The 17,280-nt window shown below is 43.2% G+C and carries 19 protein-coding genes, 4 pseudogenes and 1 riboswitch; of the genes and pseudogenes, 13 read left to right on the plus strand and 10 right to left on the minus strand.

Annotated elements, in window-relative coordinates; translation table 11 throughout:
• Positions 1–119: 119 nt before the first annotated feature.
• A riboswitch (cyclic di-AMP (ydaO/yuaA leader) is annotated at positions 120–266 on the plus strand.
• 156 nt (positions 267–422) lie between these two features.
• The 3 genes from J6600_RS02250 to J6600_RS02260 are packed head-to-tail and all read left to right on the plus strand — an operon-like array spanning position 423 to position 4,522.
• Positions 423–2,243, plus strand: coding sequence for an APC family permease (locus tag J6600_RS02250; RefSeq protein WP_025649980.1), 1,821 nt, complete (start codon positions 423–425; stop codon positions 2,241–2,243).
• 53 nt (positions 2,244–2,296) lie between these two features.
• Positions 2,297–2,743 carry an NUDIX hydrolase gene (locus J6600_RS02255; RefSeq protein ID WP_209387905.1) on the plus strand — a complete coding sequence of 149 codons (447 nt, stop codon included), beginning with the start codon at positions 2,297–2,299 and terminating at the stop codon, positions 2,741–2,743.
• Positions 2,744–2,800: 57 nt separating this feature from the next.
• A complete protein-coding gene (locus J6600_RS02260) occupies positions 2,801–4,522 on the plus strand; it encodes a pyruvate oxidase (RefSeq protein ID WP_014416943.1) in 1,722 nt (573 codons plus the stop codon).
• Positions 4,523–4,637: 115 nt separating this feature from the next.
• Here the strand turns inward: J6600_RS02260 and J6600_RS02265 are convergent, their stop codons facing one another.
• Positions 4,638–5,075 carry a GNAT family N-acetyltransferase gene (locus J6600_RS02265; protein ID WP_209387906.1) on the minus strand — a complete coding sequence of 146 codons (438 nt, stop codon included), beginning with the start codon at positions 5,073–5,075 and terminating at the stop codon, positions 4,638–4,640.
• Between the two features lie 126 nt (positions 5,076–5,201).
• Here J6600_RS02265 and J6600_RS19770 point away from each other — a divergent pair.
• Positions 5,202–5,303 (plus strand): annotated as a pseudogene (locus J6600_RS19770) (hypothetical protein); the annotation flags it as partial.
• Between the two features lie 248 nt (positions 5,304–5,551).
• Positions 5,552–5,987 (plus strand): annotated as a pseudogene (locus J6600_RS19655) (peptidoglycan-binding protein); the annotation flags it as partial.
• Between the two features lie 35 nt (positions 5,988–6,022).
• Here the strand turns inward: J6600_RS19655 and J6600_RS02275 are convergent.
• Together J6600_RS02275 and J6600_RS02280 are read right to left on the minus strand one after the other, a co-directional pair.
• On the minus strand, positions 6,023–6,580 hold the full coding sequence (locus J6600_RS02275) for a hypothetical protein (protein WP_025649978.1): 558 nt from the start codon (positions 6,578–6,580) through the stop codon (positions 6,023–6,025).
• A gap of 63 nt (positions 6,581–6,643) precedes the next feature.
• On the minus strand, positions 6,644–7,093 hold the full coding sequence (locus J6600_RS02280) for a hypothetical protein (RefSeq protein ID WP_025649977.1): 450 nt from the start codon (positions 7,091–7,093) through the stop codon (positions 6,644–6,646).
• Positions 7,094–7,752: 659 nt separating this feature from the next.
• Here J6600_RS02280 and J6600_RS19730 point away from each other — a divergent pair.
• Positions 7,753–8,882 (plus strand): annotated as a pseudogene (locus J6600_RS19730) (response regulator aspartate phosphatase).
• Complete coding sequence (locus tag J6600_RS19660; protein WP_254926347.1) at positions 8,882–9,016, plus strand: hypothetical protein; 135 nt, start codon at positions 8,882–8,884, stop codon at positions 9,014–9,016. Before J6600_RS19730 ends, J6600_RS19660 begins: the two are co-directional and overlap by 1 nt.
• Before the next feature lie 218 nt (positions 9,017–9,234).
• Here J6600_RS19660 and J6600_RS02290 read toward each other — a convergent pair whose 3' ends face one another.
• The 4 genes from J6600_RS02290 to J6600_RS02305 all read right to left on the minus strand — a co-directional run bounded on the left by J6600_RS02290 (position 9,235) and on the right by J6600_RS02305 (position 12,345).
• The gene (locus J6600_RS02290) at positions 9,235–9,798 is read right to left on the minus strand and encodes a hypothetical protein (RefSeq protein ID WP_245207597.1); all 564 of its coding nucleotides are present in this window, start codon (positions 9,796–9,798) and stop codon (positions 9,235–9,237) included.
• Between the two features lie 96 nt (positions 9,799–9,894).
• Complete coding sequence (locus tag J6600_RS02295) at positions 9,895–10,512, minus strand: hypothetical protein (RefSeq protein ID WP_021495090.1); 618 nt, start codon at positions 10,510–10,512, stop codon at positions 9,895–9,897.
• Between the two features lie 183 nt (positions 10,513–10,695).
• On the minus strand, positions 10,696–10,962 hold the full coding sequence (locus J6600_RS02300; protein WP_014416946.1) for a hypothetical protein: 267 nt from the start codon (positions 10,960–10,962) through the stop codon (positions 10,696–10,698).
• Between the two features lie 105 nt (positions 10,963–11,067).
• Positions 11,068–12,345, minus strand: coding sequence for an Nramp family divalent metal transporter (locus J6600_RS02305; protein WP_088056325.1), 1,278 nt, complete (start codon positions 12,343–12,345; stop codon positions 11,068–11,070).
• A 655-nt stretch (positions 12,346–13,000) separates the two neighbouring features.
• Here J6600_RS02305 and J6600_RS02310 point away from each other — a divergent pair.
• Positions 13,001–13,354, plus strand: coding sequence for a hypothetical protein (locus J6600_RS02310; protein WP_007410203.1), 354 nt, complete (start codon positions 13,001–13,003; stop codon positions 13,352–13,354).
• A 58-nt stretch (positions 13,355–13,412) separates the two neighbouring features.
• On the opposite strand, the pseudogene J6600_RS02315 reads toward J6600_RS02310, so the two are convergent.
• The 3 genes and pseudogenes from J6600_RS02315 to J6600_RS02325 all read right to left on the minus strand — a co-directional run.
• Positions 13,413–13,628 (minus strand): annotated as a pseudogene (locus tag J6600_RS02315) (DUF2188 domain-containing protein); the annotation flags it as partial.
• A gap of 57 nt (positions 13,629–13,685) precedes the next feature.
• Positions 13,686–14,093, minus strand: a complete 408-nt coding sequence (locus J6600_RS02320; RefSeq protein ID WP_209387907.1) for a DUF5360 family protein — start codon at positions 14,091–14,093, stop codon at positions 13,686–13,688.
• On the minus strand, positions 14,090–14,455 hold the full coding sequence (locus J6600_RS02325; RefSeq protein ID WP_017419236.1) for a DMT family transporter: 366 nt from the start codon (positions 14,453–14,455) through the stop codon (positions 14,090–14,092). Before J6600_RS02325 ends, J6600_RS02320 begins: the two co-directional genes overlap by 4 nt.
• A 166-nt stretch (positions 14,456–14,621) precedes the next feature.
• On the opposite strand from J6600_RS02325, the gene J6600_RS02330 reads away from it, so the two are divergent.
• The 5 genes from J6600_RS02330 to J6600_RS02350 all read left to right on the plus strand — a co-directional run bounded on the left by J6600_RS02330 (position 14,622) and on the right by J6600_RS02350 (position 17,253).
• Entirely contained in the window at positions 14,622–15,428 is an 807-nt protein-coding gene (locus J6600_RS02330) for an EcsC family protein (protein WP_022552624.1), read from the plus strand.
• Between the two features lie 100 nt (positions 15,429–15,528).
• Positions 15,529–15,900 carry a glucose starvation-inducible protein GsiB gene (gene gsiB / locus J6600_RS02335; protein ID WP_012116853.1) on the plus strand — a complete coding sequence of 124 codons (372 nt, stop codon included), beginning with the start codon at positions 15,529–15,531 and terminating at the stop codon, positions 15,898–15,900.
• Positions 15,901–16,033: 133 nt separating this feature from the next.
• Positions 16,034–16,375: a cupin domain-containing protein gene (locus J6600_RS02340; protein ID WP_017419234.1), complete on the plus strand. Its 342-nt coding sequence runs from the start codon at positions 16,034–16,036 to the stop codon at positions 16,373–16,375.
• Positions 16,369–16,728 (plus strand): DUF4937 domain-containing protein, encoded by a 360-nt coding sequence (locus J6600_RS02345; protein WP_209387908.1) that lies wholly within the window; start codon positions 16,369–16,371, stop codon positions 16,726–16,728. The genes J6600_RS02340 and J6600_RS02345 overlap by 7 nt, the downstream gene beginning before the upstream one ends.
• Positions 16,729–16,866: 138 nt before the next feature.
• A complete protein-coding gene (locus J6600_RS02350; protein WP_209387909.1) occupies positions 16,867–17,253 on the plus strand; it encodes a VOC family protein in 387 nt (128 codons plus the stop codon).
• Positions 17,254–17,280 lie beyond the last annotated feature (27 nt).

The following is a 17,280-nucleotide window of genomic DNA, read 5'->3' on the forward strand; positions in this document are numbered from 1 at the left end:
CCGTTAACAGGCCTCTTTTTTTGTATTTTTATTTCCATTTCTGGCGGCGGTTTTTTTATTTTTGAAACAGCATAAAAGCCCCTTTACAACTGAACGGGACGGGAGTATGATCTCTTTTATAATCTATATCGCTTAATCTGTAATCAGAGCGGGGGAACCAATTTGCGGCGCGTGATGCCGCTTGGGGTGAATCCTTTTTCAGGTAGGGCCAACTCTCATCAGCCCGAATCCGACAGCTAACCTCGTAAGCGTTCATGAGAGGAGATGAATGAAACCTGTGCACGATTATGGCGCAGGGGCATCCGTTTGCCTCTGTGTCTTTTTGCTGTGCTGAAATATGGCATGCAATCGTTATTCGGAGACATCATAGCAGTAAGGGTTTGTAAATCAAACGGAAAATGAAAAAAAGGGGAAAACAACAAATGTACCATTCAATCAAAAGATTTTTGATTGGGAAACCGCTGAAATCACAGGCGGCCGGAGAGCAGAAACTCACGAAACTCAAGGCGCTCGCCATGCTTTCTTCAGACGCGCTGTCATCAGTTGCTTACGGAACGGAACAGATTCTGATCATTTTGGCTGCGGTAAGCGCGGCCGCGTTTTGGTATTCCATTCCGATCGCAGCCGGTGTTCTCATTTTGCTGCTTGCTTTGATTCTGTCCTACAGACAGATTATTTACGCTTATCCGCAAGGCGGGGGCGCTTATATGGTTTCAAAAGAAAACCTTGGTGAGAAGCCGGGTCTGATTGCGGGCGGCTCATTGCTTGTTGATTATATTCTGACGGTGGCGGTAAGCATTTCTGCCGGAACTGACGCGATTACATCGGCATTTCCGGCCCTGCACCCGTATCATTTGCTCATTGCTGTTTTGCTTGTGATTCTGATTATGATTTTAAATTTGAGAGGACTGTCAGAGTCGGCGTCCATTTTGGCGTATCCCGTCTATCTGTTTGTGGCGGCGCTTGTCCTTTTGATCGTCGTCGGACTGTTTAAGCTTATGACGGGCCAGGTTCATCCGGCCGAACACACGCCGATCGGCACACCCGTGGCGGGCATCACGCTGTTTTTGCTGCTGAAGGCCTTTTCATCCGGCTGTTCGGCACTGACCGGTGTGGAAGCCATTTCAAACGCGATCCCGGCCTTTAAAAATCCTCCGGCAAAAAACGCGGCCCGCACTTTGGCCATGATGGGGATTCTGCTGGCAATCTTATTTACGGGGATTACGGTGCTGGCGTACGGATACGGCACGGGACCGAAGCATGACGAGACCGTTATTTCGCAAATCGCCGCGGAAACTTTCGGCCGCCATACGGTGTATTATTTCATTCAAGGCGTTACATCCTTGATTCTCGTGCTTGCGGCGAATACGGGCTTTTCCGCTTTTCCGCAGCTGGCGTTTAATTTAGCGCGCGATCAGTATATGCCGAGAATGTTTACGGTACGAGGCGACCGATTAGGATTTTCAAACGGAATCATCTTTCTCGGTATCGCGTCCATCTTGCTCATTCTTTTATTCGGCGGCCGCACGGAACATTTAATTCCGCTTTATGCCGTCGGCGTGTTCATTCCGTTTACGCTGTCGCAGACGGGAATGTGCATCAAGTGGATCAGGCAGAAGCCGAAGGGCTGGGCGGTAAAAATGCTGATCAACTCATGCGGCGCCGCCATTTCATTTATGGTGCTGTGTATTTTATTCGCGACGAAGTTCAATCTTGTCTGGCCGGTGCTGTTATTCATGCCTGCTGTCGTCATGCTGTTTTTCGTCATTAAAAATCACTACACCGCGGTCGGCGAACAGCTGCGGGTCGTTGATCAGCAGCCTGAGGAAATCAGGGGAACCGTCGTCATCGTGCCTGTCGCCGGTGTCACCACCGTCGTCCAAAAATCGATTCAGTATGCGAAATCATTATCGGATCAGGTCATTGCGGTTCATGTTTCCTTTGACAGAGAAAACGAAAAAAAGGTGGAAAAGCGCTGGGAAGAGCTTCATAACGGCGTCCGCCTCGTCACCCTGCATTCCTCATACCGCAGTCTGGTTCACCCGTTTGATAAATTTTTGGAAACGGTCGAACAAAAAGCGAAAAAAGAACAGTTCTCCGTGATGGTGCTGTTTCCGCAATTCATTACGAAAAAACGCTGGCAGACCATCCTTCACAACCAATCAGCCTTCTTGCTCCGAGTCCGGCTGTTTTGGAAGAAGGACATAATCGTCGCCACCCTGCCGTATCATTTTAAAAAGTAACGGCAAAGACCGCAGGCTTTAATGCCGCGGTCTTTTTTGTAAAGGAGGACGCCATGGCTCAAGGCGCTTTTGTCATCATTCAAAATGACGGGCGGGACATATTGCTCGTAAAACGAAAAGACATTCCCTTATGGGATTTGCCCGGGGGCAGGATCGCAGAAGGTGAAACACCTGAATCCGCAGCCGTAAGAGAGGCCTTCGAAGAAACCGGTTATAACGTGACCATCATAAAAAAAGCCGGTGAGTATGAAAGGCCGGCATTTGAAGATACACAACATGTCTTCATCGGAGCCATTACCGGAGGAACACCGCTGATGAACGGGCCGGAAACCGCCGCATTACGCTGGTTTTCCCAAAACCGGCTGCCGCTGTTCATGGTGCCGAACAGGAAACTCCAAATAAAAGACGGACTCAATGGGGCGGCAAATCGTAAGGCAGTCCTTAAAGACCGAAATCTGTTATCCATCCTTGATCTGCTGAGAAAAAAGCTGAGAGTATAGCCCGTGTTTCAACCCGTATGAAAAAGGGGATGAATACAGGTAAAAGGAGGATGCAGTATGCCAAGTAAAACAGCAGGACACGTAATGACGGAGCTGCTTGAACAATGGGGAGTCGGTCATATATACGGCATTCCCGGAGACAGCATTAATGAATTTATCGAAGAACTGAGACATGAACGAAATAACCTGACATTCATCCAAACCCGGCACGAAGAAGTCGCAGCCCTGGCCGCCGCGGCTGAGGCAAAACTGACCGGGCAGATCGGTGTCTGCCTTTCAATCGCAGGGCCGGGGGCCGTTCATCTGCTGAACGGTTTGTACGACGCCAAAGCGGACGGTGTTCCGGTGCTGGCGATTGCGGGACAGGTGGCTTCCGATGAAATCGGCCGTGACAGCTTTCAGGAAATCAAATTAGAGCAAATGTTTGAGGACGTGGCGGTATTCAACCAGCAAGTACATACGGCAGAAGCGCTGCCCGATCTTCTGAATCAGGCGATCCGCACGGCTTACAGCAAAAAAGGCGTTGCCGTTTTAACCGTTTCTGATGATTTATTCGCGCAAAAAATCAAACGGGAGCCGGTTTACACATCGCCGATATACCTCAAAGCTGATATAGAGCCGAAAAAAGAACATCTCGTGACATGCGCGCAATATATTAACAACGCAAAAAAACCGGTCATTCTCGCCGGCCAAGGGTTAAAATCAGCAAAAGAGGAGCTGCTCGCATTCGCCGATAAAGCGGCCGCTCCGATTGTCATTACCCTTCCGGCAAAAGGCGTCGTGCCTGACAGCCATCCCCACTTTCTCGGGAATCTCGGGCAAATCGGCACAAAGCCCGCCTACGAAGCAATGGAGGAATGCGATCTGCTGATCATGCTCGGCACATCGTTCCCATACAGGGATTATCTCCCGGATGATACGCCTGCCATTCAGCTTGATTCGGATCCGGCGAAAATCGGCAAGCGCTATCCCGTCAATGCGGGAATCGTCAGTGATGCGGCTCTGGGGCTGAAAGAGCTGACGGAATACATTGAATATAAAGAAGACAGAAGATTTTTGGACGCCTGCACCGAGCACATGAAGCATTGGTGGAAGGAAATCGAAAAGGATGAAACTGAAGCGACTCATCCGCTCAAGCCGCAGCAGGTCATTGCCCGGCTTCAGGATGCCGCCGCAGAGGACGCTGTCCTGTCAGTGGATGTCGGAACGGTTACGGTGTGGATGGCCCGCCATTTTAAGATGAAGAAGCAGGACTTTATCGTCTCAAGCTGGCTCGCCACGATGGGATGCGGGCTTCCGGGAGCGATTGCCGCAAGCCTTGCCGAACCTGAGCGGCAGTCCATCGCCATTTGCGGAGACGGCGGATTTTCAATGGTGATGCAGGACCTGCCGACGGCTGTTAAATATAAACTGCCGATTACGGTTGTCATATTAAACAACGAAAATTTAGGCATGATTGAATATGAACAGCGGGTCAAAGGCAACATTGACTACGTCACCCAGCTGCAAAATATGGATTACGCCGCTTTTGCAGAAAGCTGCGGGGCAAAAGGCATCAAAGTGACGAAACACGAGGAATTGGCTCCCGCTTTTCATGAAGCGCTCAACTCAAATGAGCCGGTCGTCATCGACGCCGTCATCGGCGACGAGCCGCCGCTTCCAGGAAAAATCACTTACGGCCAAGCGAAGGGCTTCAGCAAATACATGCTGAAAAACTTCTTTGAAAACCAAAAAATCGAAATGCCGTCACTCAAGAAAAGCTTAAAACGCCTGTTTTAAAAAATAAAAATAAACAGGCAGTATGCCTGTTTATTTTTTAGTTATTTACCCAGATAAGCCATAGTAAAAGTCCGGCTTTTTATTTTAGGCTTTTCTTCAATAAGGTCATCCCGGGTTAAATGGAATAGGTCAGCCAAGTTCCAAGAGAGCCACCCATCTTTTCATAAAATTTTTGTGCACGGTAATTATCGGATGCAGTTATCCACGACATATGCGCATATCCGTTTTCTTTTGTAAATGTTTCGCATCTTTTAAACAGTTCTTGGGCTGCTCCTGTACCTCTTGCTTTTTCTATCACGAATAAATCATTCATTACTGTTATTTTATCTGCTTTCGTCGTACTAAAACTAAAATATAATGTTGCAAAGCCAACAAGTTCCCCATCTTGTTCAGCAACGAATTGAATACCCCTGTTCTTCTCAAATAACATTTCAATTAAATGATGTATCTTTTCAATCGGTGGCTTAGGTCTTTTATAAAAATCCACGATATATAAATACATTAAATCGGTCAATTGTTTTACATCATAGGGTTCCGCGCTTCTGATTATCATATGTTTCCCTCCTCACTCTTATTAAATTTTTGTTATACAAAACTTACACAAACATTCTAAATTATTCAATACTTTAAATTGGTTTTGAACCGGTTTGTTGTTTAAGAAATAATAAGAAGGTCTCTTGAAGCGCTCAACTCAAATGAGCCGGTCGTCATCGGCGACGAGCCGCCGCTTCCGGGAAAAATCACTTACGGCCAAGCGAAGGGCTTCAGCCAGTATTCGCTGTCTGCCTTGATTTATTGAGAAGATTAGTTCTTATCAGTTTTACTGACCTCTTCCATGGTAAGGAAGTGCCTAGCAGTTCGAGTCCGCTTGGACACAGGAAGTCTATCGTATTCAAATTTGCTGAAACGGTAACAGAGATCATAAAATCTGCTGCTAGCGAGCGATGGTTGATAAAAAAGCTTTTGAAGGGCCAGGGCGTTTGCACATTAGCGCCGTGAGCCTCTATCAAAAAACAGGAAAAAGGACCGGTGCTAACGTACACCGTCAAAAAAGGCGGAATATTATCGTCATTGCACAGAAGTCAGGCGTAAGCATGGCAACCCTGCAAAGGTTGACGGTATCAAGGACCCGTATTTTATCAAAGTCGGCCAAGTATTAAAGCTGACGGACTCGGCCAGCTCTCCAACAAAAGGCAAAAAATCATCTTACACGCTGCCATCGGGCGTTTTTAAAGTGACAAGCCCCTTAACTAAGGGAACGGCCGTAAAACAGATCCAGACAGCTTTGGCGGCTCTCTATTATTATCCGGACAAAGGGGCAAAGAACAACGGAATAGATGGCTATTACGGACCGAAGACAGCAAATGCAGTCAAACGGTTCCAGTCCATGTATGGACTGCCTGCTGACGGCATTTACGGGCCGAAAACGAAAGCAAGGCTTGGAGAAATGTTAAAAAGGGAATAAAAAAGCAGGCTCTAAATTGCCTGCTTTTCTTTTTATTAGCCTAATTTCTCTTTTGAGATCTTATCCAAATTAGTAAAAAGTATATCCAGGCCCGAAAATAAGAAAGTTATGAAGAATGAAAGAAGAATTTCTCCACCTTGAAATATAGATATGTTTTCAATGAAATTACTGGAAACATATTTAATTGAGAAGTAAACAGCAGCCCATGCAAAAATGAATTCAAGTATATAGGCTAACCAAGCAGGTAATTTAAAAATATGAGTAATTCCTTTTACAATTGCCATAAGGATTAGCATATAAATTAAAGCTAAAATACTTACGACAACAGAAAATATGTATAAGTCTGAAAGTGAACCATAGATGATATACTCTCCGAAAAAATGATTTACAGTTATAGCTACAAAATAAATAACTAGGCTAGGTACAGTTATAGCGAAGAACAGGGAGAATCCAATAAGCCCTATGAATGCTACATGAGCTAAGTGGTTGGGTGGTGTATCCACAATCTCCTTTTTTAATAGAATCATAAAAATAAGAGATGAAATAACAAGACAGCATAGTATGGTGAGCAATACGGTAATAAAGATAGCCATGTTAACCTCCAATGAAAAAGTGCTATTAGAGTGAATCTAACAGCACTTTAAATTTTAAATATGTTAAATCAAAGCAACAATGAATTTAGCTAAAGTGGTAGCTACATCTGTAGGAGCTCCGATAGCTTTAAAAGCTTTTGTAAATTGTTTTACACCCCAATTTTCACCTTTATCCATAATGTCGGCAACCTTCTTAGAGTTTTTTCTAATCCATGCCGCAGCTTTAGGGGAGAATGGCTTTAAGGCTTTTGATAAAAGCCATCCACCTGAACGGCAGGCAGCTCTGAAAGCCTTATAGGACCACGAAACTACACCTTGGGTTTGGTAGTCACCATTGAGAGCCGCTTTGGTTGGAATAGTGCCAGGCATTCCAGTTGGAATAGTACCTGGTGCAGTTTTCGTTACCGGTACAGGAGTTGTGGTTCTGTTTTCAGCTGCTAAAGCACCTGAAGTACCCAAGAATGATGTAAGTAGAGTTGCGCTTAAAACTACAGGGATTACTTTCTTCTTCATATATATTTTCCTCCTAATAATTTATGAATAACAATAAAATGTTTCATCGCTAACGTTGTCCAATGAGCGAGGCTTTTAGCCTTGTCAGAAAGTCCAGACTTTTTAAGTGAAAGATAAAGATTCTCTCCACGTCAATACAACTCAAGGCAACATATTCGTTTAATAGCTTCTTTAAAACCAGTTTAAGCTAAAAGGAAAACGGCTTATCAATTATTATAAAAAATTGGTTTGGTAATTCCAGTGGCATTAGTAGTGATATCTCGGTTTTCTTCAGCTCAGGATGTGGGGACAAAAGAAGCAGTTACAAGGGCTAAAGATGTGGCGAATAGAATACCGTTAGCTACGTGTTTAATGAAAAATCCTCCTTTAGGAATGTAATCTGCCAGCGAAATGAAAGACTATGTATTTAGGATAGTCCTATATTATTCGCTTTGAATATTTTTCCACCTCCTTCAGAAACCATTCTATCAATAGGTATTTTTTGGGTAAATAGTATTTTTATACAGTATTTTTATGTTGAGGTATAATTTCCCTGTGTCTTAAAAACAAGTTAATCAGGTGAGTATGACGCAAAAGTAAATTGCGGTTTTTTTTCGTTTTCACTTTATGTTCAAATAGTTATAATATTACAAAAATAGTGATTAGAGGGAGAGGTATATATGGATCAAGTTTTACCGTCGTCCCAAGTTGGTGTCAAGATCAATGAATGGTACAAAATGATTCGCCAGTTCAGTGTGCCTGATGCTGAGATTTAAAGGCTGAGGTCGAACAGGAAATAGAGGAGATGGAAGAGGATCAGGATTTGCTAGTTTTTTATTCATTGATGTGCTTTCGTCACCAATTGATGTTAGATTCCTTGGAGCCGGAAGACAGATATAGAGATCGCCCTACAGTCGACGAACTGCTTGAAAAAATAGAAAAGCCGCAAAAAAGACTTACAGGCCTCTTGAAGTATTACTCATTATTTTTTCGTGGAATGTATGAATTTGATCATAAAGAGTATGTTGAAGCGATAGGCTATTATCGCAAAGCAGAGAGAGAGTTGAATGCTGTATCAGATGAAATGGAGCAAGCTGAATTTCATTACAAAATAGCTGATGCCTATTATCAAATTGATCAGCACTTTGTTTCCCTCAATCATTTGAAAAAAGCCAAGCAATTGTTTGAAAAAAATCAATTATACAAAGTGAAAGTGATTGGCTGTAATATGATGGTCGGTGCTAACATGTACGATATGTACAGGCTGACGGAAGCAGAATCATATTATCGGGAAGCATTAAGTATCGCCCGTGGGTTGGAAGAGGAAAAAGTGAAAAGGATTATCGGAGTGATCTTTCATAACTTAGGCTTAGTTTATTTAAGAGGGGAAAATTTGATTGCTGCTGAAGAGAATTTCAAAAAGGCAATAGACGTGAAAGAACATATTGATACAGTGTATGGTGTGAGATCATTATATATAATGGCAAATGTCCTGTACCAATGTGATAAAGCCAAGGAAGCACGTTTCTTTTATGAAACGGCTTTAAATCGTGCTCGGACTTCTAATGAAGAAGAATATTTGGCGAAATTAAAAATCATTAATTCATTATACGAAGAATATAATGAAACAGCAGTGAAACAAAGCTTAGGCTACTTAGAAGAGAAACGCCTTTGGTCTGATTTCGCAGAGCTAACTGAACAATTAGGTGACTTTCATTTTGAGAAGAGAAACTATGCAGAGGGAAGAAACTTTTTAAAGAAAACCATACATGCCCAAACACAAATACTTAAGGTTACGGAGGCTATATAATGAAGAAGGTTATAATCAGCTCCGCTTTAATCGGTATTCTTTTTACTGGATTATTAAGTGTAACAAATGTTTATACTGCTGAAATGAGTGATTCTGGAACTTTCCACATCGCTGAAAAAGCTATAAATATTTAAGTGTTCTCCAATTTTTGACCTCCACCTTTTAAGACTGGGGGATTTCTTTTTCTTATCCAGTAATCAACATACGCAGCCTCATATGGTTCTTAACCGCTGAGTGTATTGCGTTCACCTTTCCGTTTTGCTGTGAAGTGTTTTCTTGAACTATGCATGCATGAGAAAGACGCCGTCCATTTTTAAGCCTTTCTTCAATCATTCAAGGAAAAACAAAGGAGCTATCGAGAAGATCTCGACAGCTTGATAAACAGGCAGCATGCCTGTTTATTTTTTTGTTGGGCAGCTTGCTTGCATATAGCCGTCCTAAAAAGAAGAATTTCTCCGCCTTGAAATATAGATATGTTCTCAATGATATGATTGGAAACATATTGAACTGAGAAGTAAACAGCAGCCCATGCAAAAATGAATTCAAGGATATAGGCTGACCAAGCAGGCAATGTCAAAACATGAGTCATTCCTTTTACAATTGCCGTAAGGATAAGCATATAAACTAAAGCTAAGATACTGACGACGACAGAAAATATGTATAAGTCTGAAAGTGAACCATAGATGATATACTCTCCGAAAAAATGATTTACAGTTATAGCTACAAAATAAATAACTAGGCTAGGTACAGTTATAGCGAAGAACAGGGAGAATCCAATAAGTGCGATGAATGCTGCATGAGCTAAGCGGTTTGGCGGTGTATCCACGATCTCTTTTTTTAATAGAATCATAAAAATAAGAGATGAAATCACAAGGCAGCATAAGAAAGTGAGCAAAACAGTAAAAAAGACAGTCATGTGACATCTCCAATGAAAAAGTGCTATTAGAGTGAATCTAACAGCACTTTGCATTTACTTCATACGTATTTTCCTGACGATCATTTATGAATGATTTTAAAATGCTTTCATTGCTAAAGTTGTCAAATGAGCGAGGTTTTTAGCCTGACTGTCAGAAAGTCCGGACTTTTTAAGTGAAAGATAAAGATTCTTTTCCACGTCAGTCCAGCTTAAGGCGACATACTCGTTCAGCATTTTCTTTAAAACCGGTTCTATGTGTTGATTGAAAACGGATTCAAGTTCATTTCTTATTTTCTTTCCTGCTAATTTTTCAACAAGATTGAATAATTTTGTTTTATTTTTCAGCACTTCTCTGATTACATCTTTGACTGGTTTTGACACAGATGCATCGCTTTGTGCTTTAAGTCCGTAGGAAAATTGCGTATCAGTCTGATAAAAAAATGATTTGGTCGTTCCAGTGGCATTGGCAGTATTATTATGATTTTCTTTAGCTAAGGATGCGGGGACAAAAGTAGTAGTTACAAGGGCTAAAGATGCGGCAAACAGAATGCCTTTAGCTGCGTGTCTAATGGGAAATCCTCCTTTAGAAATGTAGTGTAGAGAGAAATGAAAGACTATGTATTTAGGCGGGACCTTTATTATCCGCTTTGAACATTTTCCCCTCTCAGATACCATTCTATCAATAGGTATTTTTGGGGTAAATAGGATTTTCATACAGTATTTTTCTTATAATTCAAAATCTTCTTTAGCAGGATTCATTTTGGCTGCAGTTTCGACGATGGGACATGTGCTGAAGCCTATATAACACATGTACAGGCTGATTGAGGCGGAATCACATTATCGGAGCGGTTTATAATTCAGGGTTAATGAATAAAAATAAACAGGCGGCATGCCTGTTTATTTTCGTTTGCGTGAAAGAGCGAAGAAAAACGGGAAGGCGGAGCCGGCCAATAACGTACCGAATAAAAACATGCCCCCGATGAACACATGATAGTTCACCCCGCCGATCCAAAGCCCCGTGATTAAGGAAACGATGCTTAATGCGATCATCAAAAAGCCGGGAATCAGACGTTTCTTACCCGTTGTCCGATAAGCAAAAAGAGAACAGAAGATGCCGATGACAATCGGCACAATCCACAGATAAAAAAGGATAAATACTGACATAAGCAAAACTCCGATTTTTCTTCTATCATACCAAAAACGCCCGGAAAAAGATACGAACGGCACCCGGCGCCAAAAGAAAAACCGGCCGCTATGGCCGGTTTTTTTCTAACGGAAGGAATCGTAGATCACAAACAGATTAAGCGCGATCACCAAAACCGCAATCAGCCAGGCGAGAGCCGTCACCCATTTTCGGTTCGTCAGGGCGCCCATCAGGCGTTTGTTGCTTGTAAACATAATCAGCGGCACGAGCGCAAAGGCGATGCCGAATGAAAGAACGACCTGGCTCCATACGAGCGCTTCTGTGGCGTTGACCCCCGAGATAATGATGATCATCGGCGGAATGATGGTAATGAAACGCCGCAAATAAAGCGGGATACGGTAACGGATGAAGCCCTGCATGATAATATCGCCTGACAATGTGCCGACAGAAGAGCTTGAAAGCCCTGCGGCCAGCAGCCCGATCCCGAAGAGAATGGCTGAAGCCGGTCCGATATAGTGGCCGAATTGCTGATAAGCCACGTCTAAATCTTCTACATACAGCCCGTTCTTGAAGAAAAGCGCAGCAGCGACGATGAGCATGCTTGCGTTAATCGCCCCGGCGATCACCATCGCGATAAGAATGTCAATCGTCTCGAATCTAAAAATCTTTTTCCGCTCACTATCCGTTTTTCCGACGACACGGCGCTGTGTCAGTGCGGAATGTAAGTAAATGGCATGCGGCATCACGGTTGCGCCGAGTATCCCGGTTGCCAAGAGCACACTGTCCATTCCGTCAATTTTCGGGATAAACAGCCCTTCGAGAACGGAGGCGGCGTCAGGTTTGGCAAAGAAGGTTTGCAGAGCGAAGGCGATCACCACGACAAACAGAAGTCCGGCGATGCCCGCTTCCAGCGCCCGGTAACCCCTGCGCTGCAGCTCTAAAATCGCGAATGATCCGATCGCCGCGATAATGGCCGCTTCAACCATCGGTATGCCGAACAGCAGGTTGAGCCCGAGCGCCGCCCCGATAAATTCTGCCAGATCAGTTGCCATAATTACCAGTTCACCCTGTATCCACAGCCCGGCGGATACCCATTTCGGATACCGGTCTCTGGCGATTTCCGGAAGGTTTTTACCCGTGGCAATGCCGAGCTTCGCGGAAAGAACTTGAATTAAAAAAGCCATCAAGTTTGAAAAGAGGATGACCCACAGCAGCATATACCCATATTTCGAACCAGCTGAGATATTCGTAGCGAAGTTTCCCGGATCAATGTAGGCAATCGCCGCGATAAAGGCGGGGCCTAAAAAAGGCAGAAGCCGCTTGAATCCCTTGCTTTTGCCGTCAAGTGCATCCTGCACGGCTTTTGATTGCAGTGATTGTGCTGAGATGTCTTTGCTCATTATGTCTCACCTAAATTCCGATAGATTTTTAGCTAAATAACAAAAAGTTTCCTAGATGCAAATTATTTTATCTACATCATAAATCCGCTATTATGAGATGTCAAGTTCTTTATGTTCAATAAACCGGCACATTGATGCCCTGTTTTATCTATGATATGTATCCCGCCGAAGAAAGGTCCGAAAATGAAAACGGCATCGTTCCGGGAAAGAAGCGATGCCGTTCGCAAAGCGTGTTTCCGCGTCCGATCATGCGCGAATGTGTGGAGCGTTCTTTTAAAAAGGTGAAAAGAGGACACTTGCCCATATAACTTCACAACTTTCTGTCCGCCCAACTGATTTGAGAAAAAGACGCTGTATTTCCTCCGTTTTCCCGGGTAAATAGAATAATAATGTTTCTTTCCATTGGAAGATAAAACCTTTCTGTACCATTCAAATGACCTCCGGAAAAACTCCGGCCGCTCTGAATAAACGTTTGAATCAACGATATATCAGTGATTCCAGTCCAATAAACCGCTGTTATCTATCAAATAAAGAATCGGCATGGCCACTTGCGAAGAAAAGAAGTTGGAGCATTAGACTTATTTCAGTCTCCCGGGCAAAAAAGTATAATAACGTTAGGAAAGCTTTCCAGCCATATGATAAAAGAGGGGGAATTTTCTTGGTACGTCGTTTGTCGATCATTTCTTTAGCCATGATTTTTGCTGTTTCTTTATTCGCTTTTGGCGGCTCTGCATCAGCAGCAGCTTTCAAACCTAAAGCTGAACCGGACGTTTCCATTTTAGCCAGCGGGGGTACAGTCGGTATTTACGGTGCTAATATGCGCTCATGCTCTAAGGTCAGCTGTTCAACGATCACAACATTCTCAAGCGGTAAAAAAATTACAGGTTCTTGGGTAACCGGAGAATATGTTCAAGGCCACTACACCAATTCTAATAAATGGCTGAAAGTCACGTATGCAGGAGCGACAGGCTACGTTTCAGTCACCACACTATCTTATTATTACGGTTTATAATCAGAAAAACCTCGTTCTCTTGAGAGCGGGGTTTTTCCTTTATTCCGATTCAATTTCCGCGTTTCGTTTCATCATCGTGTTTCATCAGCTGATCGATTTCTTCCTTAGAAGCGTTTTTTTTCCACTCTTTCGCCTGACTTGTCGCAATGGGAATGGCCCGTCCTTCTTCATAACCCTCATCTATCATCGCATTTGCGATTTCGATCGCTTTTTTCTTCACAGGTTCCTCGAGATTCTTCAATGATTGCGGATAATCCTTCATAGACCAAGGCATGTCTATCACTCCTTTATGAAAAGTGTTTCCCGCCTGAAGAAAAAGAAAACCGCCTCATCAAAAAGAATGACAGCTATTTTTATGAGAGACCAGCAATTTCCGAATAAAATATAAAGGATAAAGAAGCAAGTACAGATTGAATGCCCACCACATAAGATCAAAATCACCGATAAATACCCAAAAGGCAATCGCTTGCAGGCCTGAACAAAAGGTCAGCACAAGTGATATTAATGCGAAAGGGAGCCATAACGCATGTTTCCGTTTATAAAGAAACAAGCTGTACAGCCCGGTTATCGAAATGAAAATATCTAAGGGAAAGAATGACCAGTTCCAGGCCATTATCATGGCGTTATCATAATCTTTAAACACCATGTTTTTTGGAATCCACTCAAAAAAAGTAACAATCCAATAAACGATAAATCCAATATCTGTAATGAGGAAGAGAACCTTTAACCCTTTCATCATCTGTTTCTGTCCGTATGAACGCTGATGCCGTTTGATGACGTTTCACTTTCAGAAATAAAGTTTAAGGAAACGACACCGATGATGATCAGAAGAACAGAGACAGCTTTTATGACAGAGAACTGTTCATGAAAGAAAAAAATTCCGATCATGGAAATCAGCACGATCCCCATTCCCGACCAGACCGCATACGCGATGGAGACACTTATATATTTCAAAGTCAAAGTAAGAAAACAAAGGCTGCCGATATAAAACAATAATAATAAAATACTTGGGACAAGTTTTGTAAATCCATTTGATAATTTCATGCTGACCGTACCCAATACTTCAAAAATGATCGCTAAACTTAAATAAATCCATTGCATTCAACATTCTCCTTCAATCGTATTATTCAGAATTATACAATATATAGAATTTGAAGGAAATTAAACAATGGAATGTTTTCCGGATAAAAAATCCGGCCGGGTGTAAAAAGAAAACGCCATAAAGGTATACTATGAACAAAGAAATCAGAAAGGACGTGCAGGACGGGTGACAGAAGAGCGGACAGACCTGGAAAGACAACTGAGAGACATTCAAAAATGGGAAAAGGCGCAGCAGAGGGTGATGTTCTGGCAAACATTCACCCGCTTGCCGTTTCAGCTTTTGGACAAGCTGACACCGCAATTTATTCAGAGGAAAATCGGACTCATTCTCGATGAAACGGGAACGTTTATTCAGTCAGGCGGACAGTACCTTACATCAGAAAAGCGCATCATGAAAAAGTTTCAAAAACGGCTGCCGCACGGTACATGTCAAACGCTTCACGACATCCGCAATGCGCCGCTTGCCGTCATGGACGAAATCGCAGAAGGCATAGCGCGTACAAGCGTAAAGGCCGCGACGGTGCAGGGAGCCGCAACGGGAGTCGGCGGTGTATTCACGCTGGCGGCAGACATTCCGGCGATGCTCGGCCTGTCCTTAAAGACGCTGCAAGATATCGCGGTTGCTTACGGCTTTGATCCGAAAGACAAAAAAGAACGCGTGTTTATCGTCAAATTGCTTCAGCTTGCATCCAGTGACGTCATCGGAAAAAAAGCGATCCTGCAAGATTTACGGCAATATGATCAAAACGACCGCGCCTATCAGCGCGTCGCCTCGCAAATCCAAGGCTGGCGGGAAGTCGTTTACAGCTACCGCGATACGTTCGCCGCGAAAAAACTGCTGCAAATGGTTCCGGCCGCAGGCATCATCTTCGGCGCGTCCGCCAACCGTTCAGCTTTAGAAAGCATCGCGGAAACAGGCATCATGCTTTATAAAAAACGCCGGATTCTAAAACGCATGAAGGATACAGAATAATAAAAAACCACCCGAAAACACATTCAATGTGTTTTCTTTGTTTAGCAGTTCTGAAATCGGGAAACCAACAACCAACACCAATTAAAGGAGGAATTCAAAAATGGCACAAGATAATAACAAAATGAGCAGAGAAGAAGCAGGTAAAAAAGGCGGAGAAGCGACAAGCAATAACCATGACAAAGAATTCTATCAGGAAATTGGTCAAAAAGGCGGAGAAGCCACTAGCAAAAATCACGACAAAGAATTCTATCAGGAAATCGGTGAAAAAGGCGGAGAAGCCACTAGCAAAAATCACGACAAAGAATTCTATCAGGAAATCGGTGAAAAAGGCGGAGAAGCCACTAGCAATAACCATGACAAGGAATTCTATCAAGAAATCGGCCAAAAAGGCGGAGAAGCCACAAGCAAAAATCATGACAAAGATTTTTATAAAGAAATCGGCCAAAAAGGCGGAAACAGACGAAGCAGCTAATAAAAGCATAAAGGCAGACAACCTGCAGATCAAAAGCGATCCGGCGCATCAGCTGGATCGCTTTTTATTTTGGGAAAATCTTGATCTGAGCCGCCGTTGCGATACAATAAAATGAAAAAGGGGTTTTTCACTCGTGTCTGACATGCTGAATTTGCTCGCTATCGCCAATAAAGTCAAAGAAAAACACGACAATTTTTCAATCGCGGAGATCAATGACCACTGTGTGCGCCTCGCAGTGTTTACGGGAGAATATGACTGGCACCATCACCCTGACTCAGATGAATGGTTCATCGTTCTGGAAGGGGAGCTGCTGATTGATTTTAAGGACAAAGAAACCGCAGTGCTCAAAGCAAATGACAGCCTGCTCATCCCGAAAGGCACGATTCACCGCACCCGCTCTTACGTCAGAACCGTGAATCTCTGTGTCGAGCATGCGCATGCGAAAACAGTCATCACAGAGGAACGGTCATGCTGATCAAAAAGATTGTATGTGAAACAGACGCCGCAAACGCTGAAGCATTTGCGCAAGCACAGTCACAGTGGGGAGCATTATCATGTGTAAATGGCTTCGTCAAACAGGCCGGCGGCTGGCGGAAAAACGCAGACGGCCTGTTCATCGCAGAGATCATCAGCGTTTGGGAGAACAGACAGGCCTATGATGATTTTATGGAGAACGAACATGATGTTATCTATGAAGAAATTGGACAAAAGACTACGTTACATTCAATAGAAGTGGCGCTTACACAGGTTGATGCAGAGGGAGTCACTTACTTATTTGAAAAACGGGAAATTGAATACGAGCCTGGATGGACCGTAGTAAAAGCATAGTTATGTGAAGCCGTTCTGAAAAAGGTGATAAGCTGATTTTATCAATCGTTATAACAATGAAGATATTCTCCTGTTATTTTGATTGAATTAAAATGAAGAAAATGACATTCAATTGGGAAAACAGGGGGATTGATTCGGATGACTTTTCATTTTAAGGGAATTGATCATATTCAGCTTGCGGCTCCTAAAGGCTGTGAAACTGCTGCCAGACAATTTTACGGTGGTATATTAGGCTTTCGGGAAATTGAAAAACCTGATGAGTTAAAAGCCCGGGGCGGGGTCTGGTTCAGTTTTGGGAATAGACAAGTGCATATCGGGATAGAAGAACCTTTTGTTCCCGCTAAAAAAGCACACCCTGCCTTTGAGGTTATGAATATAGAAGGTTTAAAAGAACATATAGAATTAAATGGAATTGAAATTGTTGAGGACAATAAACTTCCGGGAGCGGACAGATTTTATATTTCAGATCCATTTGGAAATCGTCTGGAGATGCTTGAGTGGCAGAAAACACACAAAAAAGGATAGATCATGGTTGATGATCTATCCTTTTTA

Origin of the sequence: Bacillus sp. LJBV19 (genome assembly GCF_017797845.1) — a bacterium.
GTDB lineage: Bacteria > Bacillota > Bacilli > Bacillales > Bacillaceae > Bacillus > Bacillus velezensis.